This window comes from Comamonas sp. BIGb0124 (assembly GCF_003752175.1).
GTDB lineage: Bacteria > Pseudomonadota > Gammaproteobacteria > Burkholderiales > Burkholderiaceae_C > Comamonas_F.
On the sequence record NZ_RJVF01000013.1, the window covers coordinates 178,727 to 192,061 of the forward strand.

Sequence of the window (13,335 nt, forward strand, 5' to 3'; positions counted from 1 at the left end):
TGAACGGGACCGTCGCAAAGCGGCAAACTATACGCCTGCAGGCCGCTGCCAGCCCAATCCCAGGCTTTTCTGGAGCGCAATGTAGTTCGCCAGCAACTGGGCCTGCGCGCCGACGTCCTGATCCTGTGCATTGAGGGCCTGCCGCTGCGTGTCGAGCGCGTCGATCAAGCTGGCTGCGCCGGCCGCGTAGCGCTGCTGGACCAGGTCGCGTGCCCGTTCGGCCGAAGCCTGCGCCTGCCCTGCCGTCGCCCATTGGCGGCGGGCGGCACCGAAGCGGGTCAGCGCGCCGTTGGCGTCCTGCAGCGCGGCCAGCACCGTGCCCTCGTAGCTGGCCAGACGCGCCTCGCGCCCCGCGCGCGCCTGGTCCACCCGCGCCCGCACGCGGCCGAAATCCAGCAGCGACCAGCTCAGCATGGGCGAGACCATCACCGCAGCCGAATCGGCCGTCAGACCGCTGGGGCTGGTGGCGCCCAGGCCGATCAGGCCCAGCAGCCGCACCTGGGGGAAATAACCCGACAGGGCTTCGCCGATCTGTGCCGTCGAAGCCGCCAGCTCGCGCTCGGCGCGCCGCACATCGGGCCGCCGGCGGATCAGGCTGGCGGCATCGTCCACCGCCACCTCGGCCGGCAGGCGCGGCAAGGCCTGCGAGCCGGCCAGCCGGGCATCGAGCGCGCCCGGCACCTGGCCGGTGATGAGCGCCATCTGGTCGAGCGCCACCTGCAATTGCGCCTCGAGCTGGGGCAGCCGGGCTTCTTCCTGGCGCTGCTGCAGCACCAGGCGTTCGATCTCGATCTCGGTGGCGACACCCTGCGCGCGGCGCTGGCGCGTCAGCTCCAGCATGCGCACCACCTTGGCCAGCCCGTCCTGCGCCAGCGCCAGGCGGCGCTGATCGGCACGGTAGCCCACATAGACCTGGCCCAGTTCGGCCGCCAGCCGCACCTGGGCATCGGCCAGTGCGGCCTCGTCGGCACCCGCCTGTGCCAGGGCACCCTCGGTGGCCCGCTGCCGCCGTCCGAACAGATCGATTTCCCAACTGGCGTCGAGCGCCACGGTGTAGAGCTCGGTGTCGAGGTCCACGCCCGCCACCGCGTTCGGATCGCTGCCGCCGGCCTCGGCTGCTCCGCGCAGTGCGCGGTCCAGGCCGCGCTCCAGCGAACGCGGCGCGTTCAGATAGGTGTAGCCCGCCGATGCGCCGACCGACGGCAGCATCTCGGCCCGCCTCTGGCTCAACAGCGCCCGCGACGCCTGCAGCCGGGCGTCGGCTGCGCGCAGGTTGGGATTGCCCTGCAGCGCCTGGTCAATCAGGCTGGCGAGCGCGTCGTCGCCCAGGGTGCGCCACCATTGCGCGGGTGGACTGGCCGCCACCACGCCCGCCTGCCCGGCACGCTGCAGCTGAGCGGCCGAGACCGCCTGCGGCGCCACCTGGGGCGGCCCTTCGTACTGCGGCCCCAGCGTGCACCCGGCGGTCAGCGCCAGCACCGCCGCGCCGGCCAGCGCGCCCAGGCCCGGCAGCCCTGCGGCCCTGCCGGCACGGGTTTTCGGGTCAATGCATTGCAAGGCTCACTCCTTCGCCCTTGGGCAATGGTTTCAGAAACAGGATCAGCGGCATGCTCGCCAGCACGATCACGCCAAAAATCAGGAACAGGTCGTTGTAGGTCATCACCAGCGCCTGCTGCTGCAGCATGCGGCCCAGCACGCTGGCGGCCTGGCTCATGGCATGCTGCGAGTCGCCGCCGTATTGCTGCAGGCGCTGCGCGATGCTCTGGATGACTTCCTGCGCATACGGCGAGTTGGCCGTGGTGGCGCTGCCCAGCCGGTCCACATGCAGGCTCATGCGGCGGTCCTGGAAGGTGGAGATCAGCGCCAGCCCGACCGACCCGCCCAGGTTGCGCCCGGCATTGAACAGACCCGAGGCATCGCTGGCCAGCTCGCGCGGCACCGACGAGATCGCCGCCTGGTTGAGCGCCATCATCGCGAACGCCAGGCCGCAGCCGCGCAGCAACTGGCCCGCCACGAACTCCGAGCCACGGCTGTCGGCCGTGAGCGACATGTCGGCAAAACACGAAGCCGCGAAACAGCTCATGCCGATGAAGACCAGGATACGCACATCGACCTTGGCCAGCAGCCACGGCATGGCCGGCATCAGCAGCACCGTGGGCAGGCCGGCCAGCAGGATCACGTAGCCGGCCTGCTCGGTGTTGTAGCCGGCGATCACCGCCAGGAACTGCGGGATCATGTACATCACGCCGAACAGGATCATGCCCACCGCCATGATCATGAGAAAGACCGAGCCGAAATCCCGCCGCCACAGGATCGACAGCCGGATCACCGGATCCTTGCGCGTGACCTGCGAGACGGCGAGCATGGCCAGCCCGGCCGCCGAGATCAGCGACAGCACCACGATGAACGAGGATTCGAACCAGCGCTCGCGCTGGCCTTCCTCGAGCACCACCGTCAATCCGCCCAGCCCGATCGACAGCCCCGCGATGCCCAGCCAGTCGCCGTACCAGAGCTCGGACAGCCGCGCTCTCTCGTGCGGCAGGCCGACCAGCAGCAGCACCACCAGCGCCGCGCAGATGGGCACGTTGATGAAGAAGGCGTAATGCCAGCTGAAGTTCTCGGTCAGCCATCCGCCCAGCAGCGGCCCGACCACGGGGCCGAGGATCACCGTCATGCCGAACAGCGCGGTGCCCATGGTCTGCTGCGCCGGCGGCAGCCGCGTGGCGACGATGGTCAGGGCCGTGGGGATCATCGCCCCGCCCGTCAGGCCCTGGCCGACCCGGCCCACGATCATCATGCCCAAGGTGGTGGAGATGCCGCACAGCACCGAAAACACCGTGAACAGCACCGCGCACACCAGCAGGAAGTTGCGCAGCCCCACGGTGCGCACGAACCAGCCGGTGAGCGGGATCATCACGATCTCGGCGACCAGGTAGGCCGTGGAGATCCAGGTGCCCTCGGTGCCGCTGGCCCCGACTTCGCCCTGGATCGTCGGCAGCGCCGCATTGACGATGGAGATGTCGAGCGTGGCCATGAACGAGCCCACCGTGCCCGCGGCCACCGCCATCCAGGCGGCCGCGTCGGCCCGCTGGGGCCCGGATGCCGGCGCCGCAGCCGGCGATGCTGCTGCTGAAGAGGCCGCCATGCGCCGCTCCTTCAGCGGCCCGCGGCGGGCGGCGTGCCCGTCGGGCGATCCGTCCGGCCGGTGCCCTCACGGGCCGAGCGCGTATCGACCGTCACCTCGACCGACATGCCCGGCACCAGCACCTGGCGCTGCTCGGGCGTGGGCTGGAGCTTGATGCGCACCGTCAGCCGCTGCACGATCTTGGTGAAATTGCCGGTGGCGTTTTCTGCGGGCAGCAGGGCGAACTGCGAGCCGGTGCCTGGCGACACGCTCTCGACCTCGCCGTCGATCCGGACGCCCGGCAAGGCATCGACCTCGATGCGGGCCGGCTGTCCCGGCCGGATCCAGCCGACCTGCGTTTCCTTGAAGTTGGCCTGCAGGTACAGCGCATCGAGCGGCACCACCGACATCAGCCGTGTGCCGGCGGCCACGACCTGGCCCACCTGCACCGTCCGGTCGCCGATGCGGCCGGCGATCGGGGCCGTCACCACGGCATCGTCGACCGGAATGCGGGCGCGATCCAGATCGGCCTGGGCCTGCTTGAGCCCGGCCTGGGCCTGGGCCAGTTGTGCCCTGAGCGCCAGCACACGGCCCTGCGCCGATCTGACCTGCGCCCGCGCGCCGGTGTACTGAGCCTGTGCCTGGTCGCGCTGGTGGCGCAAGGCCTCCACGTGTTCATGGGTATCGGCACCGGTGAGCGCCAGCGGCTCGAAGCGGCGCACCTCGGAGCCGGCGAATGCCAGGCTGGTGCGAGCGGCCTCTTCCTGGGCCCGGGCCTGCTCGAGAGCGGCGTTCTGGGCCTCGATGTTGGCGCGTGCCGCCGCGATGTCGGCCTCGCGCACGGCCGTCACGGCCTGGGCCTGTTCCAGCATCGCCTGGTAGTTGCGGCTGTCGATGCGCACCAGCGGCTCGCCGGCCCGCACGGCCTGGTTGTCGCGCACCAGCACCTCGGTCACATGCCCGTTGATGCGCGGCGCCACGGCCACCGAGTCGGCCTGCAGGTAGGCGTTGTTGGTCGCCTCGAGAAAACGGCCTTCCGTCCACCAGTGGTACGCCCACCAGATGCCCCCGGCCGCCAGCAGCAGGGTGGCGATCGACAGGGCCAGCCGCACACGCGGATTCTTCAGGGGAGACGGGCGGGCGGCGTTTTCTTGGTGCGGCTCCCCGGCATCCGGAGCGTCGCCCGAAGCCCGGCGCGGATCCGCAGACGACGTCGAAGAAGAGGACAAAGAAGGCGCCCCGGCGGGCGCGTGCGAATCGGGCGTCGACAACGGTGTACTCCTGGCCGGTTATTTTTGCTTTTGCAGCACGGGGCTGCGGACAAAATGGTAACCAGTTCAGGGGCCATTGCCTGTCATCCGGGCGTCGGACAAGCCCTCGATTGACAGGGGTCAAACCGATCGGATCCGTCCGAGGCGACTGCGCCCAGGGTGAGGCGGTTCGATGGCGCGGGTGGAGGCCGGCAAGCGCGGGCCGGGCCTGCGGTGCGGGCGGCGCTAGGCTGTCTTTCTCACGATCAGGGTGTACCCCAGCCGGTCGAGCAGGGACGCCGCCTGGCTGCCCGCTGCGTCGTCCGTCTGTGTCGCGAGCTGGGGCTCGAGGTTCAACGCGCGTGCCACGGCTTGCGCCGCCTGTTCGCTGCTGGGCCGATCCGGGCCGCTCATCTGCAGTACGCCACGGCTGTGATCGCGCTGGCAGATCCAAGTCACTGCCCATAAATGCATCATGGCTATCACCTTTTGTTCGCGCATGTCTCAGCGCCTGGGGACTTCGACGCCGAAGCACGCCGTGTCCTTAAACCTGTCATGCCTCCCGTTGTAAACACCCGGCTGTACCCCTTCCGTAGGTCACCGCGCCGCAGGCGTGTCCTGCCGGCGATCACGGGCGCTGGCCCCACTCCGGGGAACGCCGGGCTCCTACCGGCCACGTAGTCCGGCGGCGCTCACACTCGAAGGCAGGCCGTTCCTAGGGCTTTCCCGACTTCGGCGTCATCTGGAGCCTCCGCGTCAAGTCGGCCTGCACAATCGGCCGACGCGGGTGATATCCCGTTTCGGTACATGTACCGTGTACGGAATTCCGCCATCCCGACCGGGATGCCGACGGCAATCCGTGAAGCCTGTCCCGCGCCCCTTCCCTGCGCACGTGATCTGCATCTGCCGCTTCATGCTGGCCTGGAATTTGCCTGTATCCAGAACCGGCCATCCCTGTCCAGGGGCCTGGCCGCAGCCCACGCAGCGACCCGACAAAAAAATGCCCACCATGCCCCCGGAGACCATGAATTCAGACCGCCGCTACCGATCCATGCGATCGCCTTGCGCCTACCCTCGTACGCCCGCAGGCAAGCCGACACGCGGCTGGCGATGAACCTGCGTACCTTCCGCAAGATCGTCTCGGCTGCGCTGGCCCTGCTCGCCGTGGGGCTGGGTGCGTGGCTGGGCTACCAGATCGCCGAACGCCAGGCGATCCAGAACCTGCGTGTCGACGTCAACCACCGCCTCGAGCTGTTTGCCTCGGCGGTCGAGGGCATGATCCAGCGGCTGGAACACGTGCCCGCCACCGTTCAGCTCAGCGAAGAGGTGCAGCGCCTGCTGCGCTCGCCCACCGACCCCGCCGCCATGGTGGCAGCCGACCGTTACCTGCAACGGCTCAATGCCTTCATGGCCGGCATGTCGATCTACGTGCTCAACGACCGCGGCGTGGTGCTGGCCACCAGCAGCCCCCGCCTCTCGCCCAACAGCCTGGAGGGCGTCGACCTGTCGTTCCGGCCTTATTTCCTCGAAGCGCTCTCGGGCCGGGTCGGGCGCCACTTCGCCATCGGCACGCAGAGCAATGTGCCGGGCTACTTCGTCTCGCACCCCATCCACGACGGCTCGCGTGTGGTGGGCGTCGCCGCCATCAAGATCAGCCTCGAACCGGTCAACCAGATCTGGGAGATGCTGGGCGCACCGGCCCTGCTGGCCGACACCAATCAGGTGGTCATCCTGTCGTCCAACCCCGAGTGGCGCTACACCACGCTGGCCAATCTGCCGGTCGAGCGCCGGGTCGACCTGCAGCTCAACCGCATGTACAACCATGTGCGCACGCCGCGTTTCCCGCTCGATGTCACGCTCACCATCGACGAGGAGAACCAGTCGGTCGAAGGCGTGCTGTCGCGGGGCCAGGGGTGGAGCGGGCTTTCGACCCACGACACGCTGGTCTCGGGCAAGACGCTCAACGGCATGGATTGGCGGGTGATGATGTTTTCGGACCTGAGCCCGGTGCGGGCCCAGGCGCTGACGATATCGGCCATGTCGGCGGTGGTGATCGGTTTCTTGATCCTGGCGCTGCTGTACATGGCGCAGCGACGCCGCATCTTCCGCGACCGCCTGCGCTCCGAGCAGATGCTGGCGCGCATCAATGCCGAGCTCGAACAAAAGGTCGAGGACCGGACCCAGGCCCTGACCGAAGCCAACAGCCAGTTGCGCCGCGAGGTGAGCGAACGCGAACAGGCCGAATCCACCCTGCGCGCCACCCAGGACGAGCTGGTGCATGCCGCCAAGATGGCGGTGCTGGGCCGGCTGGCGGCCGGCATGACGCACGAGCTCACCCAGCCGCTGGGCGGCATCCGGGCGCTGGCGGGCAACGCCATCGAGTTCATGAGCCGCAAGGACTACGTGGCTGCGCGCGACAACCTCGGCATCGTCGCCAGCCTGGCCGAGAAGATGGGCGCCATCATCCACCCCCTGCGCACCTTCGCGCGCAAGACCACGCCGCGGCTGGGCGAGGTCGATGTCGCGCATGCGGTGAGCAATGCGCTGTTTCTCTACCAGACCCAGCTCACCCAGAGCGGCATCGAGGTCGTCAACCGCATCGGCCCCGGCGACGTGATGGCCTGGTGCGACATCAACCGGCTCGAGCAGGTGCTCATCAACCTGATCGGCAACGCCATCGACGCCATGGCCACGGCGCCGGACAAGATCCTGACCCTCGAGGCCATGCGCGGCGTCGACGCCCCCGAGGATGCGGCGCTGTGTGCCGCCGGCTGGGCCCGCATCGACGTGCTCGACACCGGCTGCGGGCTGGCCGACGACTTCGCCACCCATCTCTTCGAGCCTTTCTACACCACCAAGCCACGCGGCATGGGCCTGGGCCTGATCATTTCGCGGGACATCGTCCGCGACTTCGGCGGCAGCATCCGCGCCAGCCGCCGCAACGGCCCCGGCGCCTGCTTCAGCATCCACCTGCCGCTGGCCGGCCTCTCAGAAGACCCCACACCCCGAACATGACACTGCACACCGAACTCTCCGTGTTGATCGTCGAAGACGACCTGGCCATGCAGCTCGGCTGCGTCCAGGCCCTGCAGCTCGCCGGCCTGCGCGCGCGCGCCGTGGGCACGGTCGAAGCCGCGCTGCCGCTCATCGCCCCGGGCTTTGCCGGTGCCGTGGTCACCGACATGCGCCTGCCCGGACAGGACGGGCTGGCCCTGGTGCGCTACGTGCAGCAGGTCGACGCCAACATCCCCGTCATCATGATCACGGGCCATGGCGACGTCACCCTGGCCGTCGAGGCCATGCGCAGCGGCGCCTACGATTTCATGACCAAGCCCTTCGCCCCCGACATCCTGGTCGAGGTGGTGCGCCGGGCACTCGAGAAACGGGCCCTGACGCTGGAGGTCAGCGCCCTGCGCGCCACCCTCTCGCGCCGCGAGGGCGTGGCCAAGCTGGTCGGCCAGTCGCCGCAGATGGAAAAGATCCGCCGCCTGGTGGTCGACATCGCCGACTCGCCGGTCGATATCCTGGTCCATGGCGAGACCGGCACCGGCAAGGAGCTCGTCGCCCAGGCGCTGCACGATCTGTCCTCGCGCCGCCATGCGCCCTTCGTCGCGCTGAACTGCGGCGGCATGCCCGACAACCTGCTCGACAGCGAACTCTTCGGCCACGAGCCCGGCGCGTTCACCGGTGCGCAGAAACGCCGCATCGGCAAGATCGAGCACGCCAACGGCGGCACCCTGTTCCTCGACGAGCTCGAAAGCATGCCGATGGGCATGCAGATCAAGCTGCTGCGGGTGCTGCAGGAAAGGCAGATCGAACGGGTGGGCTCGAACCAGCCGATCGCGGTGGACGTGCGCATCGTCGCGGCCACCAAGGACGACCTGCTCGAACGGGCCCGCCGGGGTAACTTCCGCGCCGATCTGTATTACCGGCTCAATGTGGTGACGCTGCACCTGCCGGCCCTGCGCGAACGGCGCGAGGACGTGCCGCTGCTGCTCGAGCACTTTCTGCTGCTTGCCGCGAGCCGTTTTTCGCGGCCGCTGCCGCACATCTGCGACCAGACGCTGCGCGAACTCATGGCCCACGACTGGCCGGGCAACGTGCGTGAACTGCGCAACGCCGCCGACTGCCTGGCCCTGGGCGTGCACAACGACATCTTCGCGCCGGCGGGCGAGCCCGGCGTGGACGGCGGACACACCAGCCTGTCGCTGGCGGAGTCGGTCGAGAGCTACGAGCGCAACCTCATCGCCGCCGAACTGCGCCGCCACGACGGCAGCGTCAGCCGCAGCGCACGTGCCCTGCGCATCGCCCGCGCCACGCTCAACGACAAGATCCGCAAATACGGCCTGAGCGCGGCCTGAGCGCGGCCTGAGCGAGGCTGGGGCAAGGCGCGGCGCGGGCGGCCGGCGAGGGCTCGACGAGGGCCTGGAGACCCCTTGAACGGAAGGCCGTCGCAGGTGCCGGAAAACCGCCACCCGCCGTGCCGCAACGGTTTTCCGGCAGCCGTTCGTGACAGTTCGCGGAATTTCGTCACACAGCGGTTTCAGGCTTTTAAATACCCTATTTGAATCAATCACTTACGAAAACTTCAAACTGATTTTCGCGTGGCACGCTTTCTGCACTATAGGACACGTGGAGGCGAGGGAACCAAGCCCTGAAAACGCCCCGCGCGGATGTCCCGTCAGGGGCCCCCGGATCGCGATCCGGGGGTGACCGGACGGCACGCCGACCGTCGTCAATCAGTTACTGAGGAGTTAGCGTTCGATGAAAAGATTTCAGCCCCCCCGCCTGACGCCCCTGGCGGTCATTCTGACCACCGCATTCCTGAGCGTCGGCTCCAGCCTGAGCCTGGCCCACGACTCGCACGACCATGGCGCAGACGTGTATTCGGTGCAGATCACCTACGCCACCGAGGAGCAGCTTTCCAAGATGACGGCGATGCTGGACCACCCTTACGTGGACCAGAAATCGAGCAAGATCCACGCGGAAATCGGTGAAGCCGAACTCAAGGCGATCCGCGACATGGGTTACGCCGTCGAGATCGACCAGCAGGAAACCGAACGCATCCAGAAGTGGGTGTCTTCGCGCACCCGCGACCTGGCTTCGGGCTCGCTGGTCCGCACCCAGCGCGACCGCCCCAGCAGCGTGGCCGACGGCGTGCATTCCTGCTACCGCACGGTCGAGCAAACCTATTCGACGTTCGACGAACTCAAGGCCAAGTACCCCGACCTGGTCGAGCTCAAGACCCTGGGCCCGGGTTTCATGAAAACCCAGATCAAGGAACCGACGGTGGTCGGCAACCAGTACGACTATTCCTGGTCCAGCTACGCCGGCCTGCTCACGAAATTCCTGCCGGCCAGCCTGCTGCAGCGATTCAACCTCGGCCTGTTTCCCGAACAGCCGCACGACGTGCGCGCCATCGTCGTCGGCAACTTCAAGAAACAGGAAGGCAAGGAAGTCCCGCGCATGGTCTGGACCGGCGGCATCCACGCACGTGAATACGCCCCGCAGGAAGTCGGCACCAAGTTCATCGAATGGCTGCTCGACAACTACGGCAAGGATGCCAATGCGACGATGATGCTGGACCACAACCAGTATCACTTCATCATCCACAACCCAGACGGCCGCAAGCTCGCCGAACAGGACCGCAGCGCCCGCCAGCGCAAGAACACCAACTACGTCACGGCTCAGTGCACGACCGGCACCAACGGCCAGTTGAGCTCGGGCGTCGACCTGAACCGCAACTACCCCTTCGGCTGGGCGACCGGCGGCGCGGGCGGCTCGGACGGCAACATCTGCGGCGAGACCTTCCGCGGCACGGGACCTGCGTCCGAACCCGAGACCCAGGCCGTCATGAACTACGTGCGCGGAACCTGGAACCAGGCCCAGTGCAAGTGGGAAGGCGGCGCGCTGCCGGACGGCCGGCCCAAGAGCGCCGAGTACTGCAACCCCGAGAACCGCTCGAACATCACCAACGAACTCGACTGGAAGACCGGTGCATCGGAAGAGTACGGCGGCGGCATGTTCATCGACCTGCACAGCAATGCCCGCGCGGTGCTGTGGCCGTGGGGCGTGGAACGCACGGAAAACGACTTCAACACCCATTCGCCCAACAACAAGGGCATGGCCGTGATCGCGCAGCGTCTGGCGTATCACAACAACTACTCGTCGCAGCAACTGCTGAGCTACAACACCGAAGGCACCACCAAGGACGCGTTCTACGGTTTCCTGGGTGCGCCCTCGTACACCGTGGAAATGGGCCGTTCGTTCTACGAGGACTGCGGTGTCTTCGCCAACGAGACCTACCCCGAGAACTTCAACGGCTTCCATTACCTCAGCCGTGCCCTGCACCGTGTCTACCAGTTGCCTTTCGGACCCGACACGGTCGATGTCAAGGTCGACCAGACCGCCGCCGTCGAGGCCGGCTCGAAGGTCGCCGTCTCGGCCCTGGTCGACGACAACCGCTACCGCTACAGCAATGCGGGCCAGTCGACGATCAAGCCGCCGCCCTACCCCGTGGTCTACAACATCAGCGAAGCCTATGCCTACATCGACAAGATGCCCTGGGAAGAAGGCGCCGAGGCCACACGCGTCAAGCTCGACCTGACCACCTCCGACCAGGCCCGTGCCGACTTCCCCGACGCCACCAAGCTGGCCGTGGGTGAAATCGACACCAGCGGCCTGGCCGCCGGCCGCCACATGGTGTTCGTGCAGGGCGTCAACAGCGACGGCAAGCCCGGCGCCGTCTCGGCCGCCTTCCTGGACGTGTCCGCCAGCCCCACGGCACCGGGCAACGGTGGCGGCAACGGCGGCGGCACCACCGAACCGCCCAAGAGCGGCGGCGGCGGCGCACTCGGTTATCTCGCCGGCCTGCTGGGCCTGGCCTGGGGCGCGCGCGCCCTGTGGACCCGCCGCCAGCGCGGCCTCTGAACGCCTGCGGACCATCCAGGCCCGCCCTGCCCCCCGGCCGCCGTGCCGGGGCCGGGCCGGCCTTTCCAGTCAACCCTTACAGATTCCGAACAACCATGTACTTGCGTCATACCCATACACTGGCGGCCGTTGCCGCTGCCGTGACCGTGCTCCTCAGCGCCTGTGGCGGCGGAGGCGGCAGCAACGATGACGAGGCCCCCGGCCCCGGCACGCCGCCGGTCACGCCGACACCCGAACCCACGGTCTCGGTGACCGGATTCGTGCTGGACGGCGGCATCGACAACGCCATCGCCTGCCTCGACGTCAACAACAACCGCAGTTGCGATGCCGACGAGCCGCAGGCCCGCACCGCCGGCGGCCAGTTCGACATCGCCAGCAACGTCGGCAGCGATCACATCGTGCTGATCCAGGCCGGCACCGATGCCAAGACCGCCGACGGCCCCGTGGCCGCCCCCTATGTGCTGACCGCACCGCTGGGCCGCCACGCCACGATCACGCCCTTCACCACGCTGCTGCAGTCGGAAGTCGACAGCGGCCGCGCGGCCAACCTCACGCAGGCCGAAGGCACGCTGCTGTCCTTCCTGGTGGGCTCGGCCGGCCAGGTCGGCGGCATCCAGCTCTACGACAACTACCTGCCGCTGCCCGACACCGAAAGCACGTTGGCGCAGACCAAGATGCTGACGCTGGGCCAGTTGCTGACGCGAGGTTTCGCCGAGACCAGCGGCATGGCGGGCCTCGACGCCAAGGCCGCGTTTGCCGCCTACGGCCAGGCCGCATCGGGTTCGCTGCAGCAGGTGCTGTACCCCATCACCGCCCCCCTGGATCCGGTCCAGCGCGAATCGCTGTTCGCCAGCGTGAAGGACAGCCTGGTCGCCACCCCGCAGGCCCTGGCCGCCGTCGCCAAGGCCGCGGCCAAGACCCAGGCCGAAGCCATCGAAGGCGCCTGGATCAAGACCAGCGGCACCGGCAAGGAAGTCTATGTCTTCGCCGGCGACGGCACCTTCGTGCACCAGTTCCTGCAGGGGCCGTCGAGCACCGATACGGCCTTCGACAACGGCCTGGGCTACCGCTACGGCCGCTACAGCATCAGCGGCGGCACGATCGCCATCACGCTGCTCGAAGCCGCCAACAGCTCGGGTCCGGCCAACGGCGTGCAGACCTTCAACATCTCGGGCAACGCCATGAACCTGGGCGGTTCGAGCCTGACCCGCGTGGCCAGTGCATCGAACGCGCTGGTCGGCGGCTGGGTTCGCCCCAACGGCCTGAGCACGCCCGAGTACATGGTGATCTTCGAGGACGGCACCTACGCGCACGGCACGTTCTATTACCAGAACGACAGGCAGACCGGCACCGCCACGGCGCTGGAAACCGCCCGCAACGTCGGCCTGCAGATCGGCTCGTACACCGTGAATGCGGCCAACGCGGACGTGATCGATTTCGGCGAGACCACCGTCGACTTCAACGGTGCGCTGTCGGTGCCCAGCAACCCGGGCGTGGCCCACCTGCAGAACGACGGCAGCATCTCGCTGTTCGGTCTGCGGCTGGTCAAGCTGGGTTCTGCACAAGGCGCCAAGGCGGTGACGGGCTTCTCCGAGGCCACGCGCAGCCGCATCTGGTCGGGCCGCTACTTCAGCCGCACCGTCTCGGGCAGCGGCAACGGCGCCGTGGTCGAGTACATCTACGTGCGCGGCCCCAACGACATCCAGAGCTTCCGCAACGTGCCCACGACCAGCACCGAAGCCTGCCCCGCCGCCACGGCACCGTTCGGTGCGATCGACCCGGCCGACGGCGTGCTCAAGCACTTCGTGATCGGCACCGGCACAGCCGCCACCGCCGGTCTGGCGCAGCGCCGACTCAACTTCGGCACGGCAGCGTCGTTCAGCAGCTACACACCGATTGCAAGGCCGACCGCGACAGCGGCGCGTTGCGTCGTTCCGATGTAATACTGCCGACAGGCCTGGTTGGAAAACCAGGCCCCGGGCCATGTGCAGGCTGCATGTGGCCCGGCACCCTCTGCCGCCGGCGTGAACG

Annotated in this window: 8 protein-coding genes; 4 read left to right on the forward strand and 4 right to left on the reverse strand. The window is 68.2% G+C overall.

Translation table 11 applies throughout. The annotated features are described in order from the left end of the window. Positions 1-27: 27 nt before the first annotated feature. The 4 genes from EC845_RS17175 to EC845_RS17190 form a co-directional block, all read right to left on the reverse strand. Complete coding sequence (locus EC845_RS17175; protein WP_199739835.1) at positions 28-1,557, reverse strand: efflux transporter outer membrane subunit; 1,530 nt, start codon at positions 1,555-1,557, stop codon at positions 28-30. Next, the gene (locus tag EC845_RS17180) at positions 1,544-3,145 is read right to left on the reverse strand and encodes a DHA2 family efflux MFS transporter permease subunit (RefSeq protein WP_123299354.1); all 1,602 of its coding nucleotides are present in this window, start codon (positions 3,143-3,145) and stop codon (positions 1,544-1,546) included. Before EC845_RS17180 ends, EC845_RS17175 begins: the two co-directional genes overlap by 14 nt. An 11-nt stretch (positions 3,146-3,156) precedes the next feature. Continuing rightward, complete coding sequence (locus tag EC845_RS17185; protein ID WP_123299530.1) at positions 3,157-4,353, reverse strand: HlyD family secretion protein; 1,197 nt, start codon at positions 4,351-4,353, stop codon at positions 3,157-3,159. A 267-nt stretch (positions 4,354-4,620) separates the two neighbouring features. Then, on the reverse strand, positions 4,621-4,851 hold the full coding sequence (locus EC845_RS17190; RefSeq protein WP_148077329.1) for a hypothetical protein: 231 nt from the start codon (positions 4,849-4,851) through the stop codon (positions 4,621-4,623). 585 nt (positions 4,852-5,436) lie between these two features. Between EC845_RS17190 and EC845_RS17195 the strand changes: the two genes are divergently transcribed. The 4 genes from EC845_RS17195 (at position 5,437) to EC845_RS17210 (ending at position 13,247) form a co-directional block, all read left to right on the forward strand. Further along, positions 5,437-7,389: an ATP-binding protein gene (locus EC845_RS17195; protein ID WP_158615716.1), complete on the forward strand. Its 1,953-nt coding sequence runs from the start codon at positions 5,437-5,439 to the stop codon at positions 7,387-7,389. A 2-nt stretch (positions 7,390-7,391) separates the two neighbouring features. Continuing rightward, complete coding sequence (locus tag EC845_RS17200; RefSeq protein WP_304984897.1) at positions 7,392-8,735, forward strand: sigma-54 dependent transcriptional regulator; 1,344 nt, start codon at positions 7,392-7,394, stop codon at positions 8,733-8,735. Between the two features lie 403 nt (positions 8,736-9,138). Further along, entirely contained in the window at positions 9,139-11,304 is a 2,166-nt protein-coding gene (locus tag EC845_RS17205) for a M14 family zinc carboxypeptidase (protein WP_123299358.1), read from the forward strand. 95 nt (positions 11,305-11,399) lie between these two features. Next, on the forward strand, positions 11,400-13,247 hold the full coding sequence (locus EC845_RS17210) for a hypothetical protein (RefSeq protein WP_123299359.1): 1,848 nt from the start codon (positions 11,400-11,402) through the stop codon (positions 13,245-13,247). Positions 13,248-13,335: the final 88 nt, after the last annotated feature.

What these genes read in the sequence shown, in the direction of transcription:
- EC845_RS17180 (WP_123299354.1), bottom strand. Translation starts at nt 3,145, where the DNA reads ATGGCGGCCTCTTCAGCAGCAGCATCGCCGGCTGCGGCGCCGGCATCC.
- EC845_RS17190 (WP_148077329.1), bottom strand. Translation starts at nt 4,851, where the DNA reads ATGATGCATTTATGGGCAGTGACTTGGATCTGCCAGCGCGATCACAGC.
- EC845_RS17205 (WP_123299358.1), top strand. Translation starts at nt 9,139, where the DNA reads ATGAAAAGATTTCAGCCCCCCCGCCTGACGCCCCTGGCGGTCATTCTG.
- EC845_RS17210 (WP_123299359.1), top strand. Translation starts at nt 11,400, where the DNA reads ATGTACTTGCGTCATACCCATACACTGGCGGCCGTTGCCGCTGCCGTG.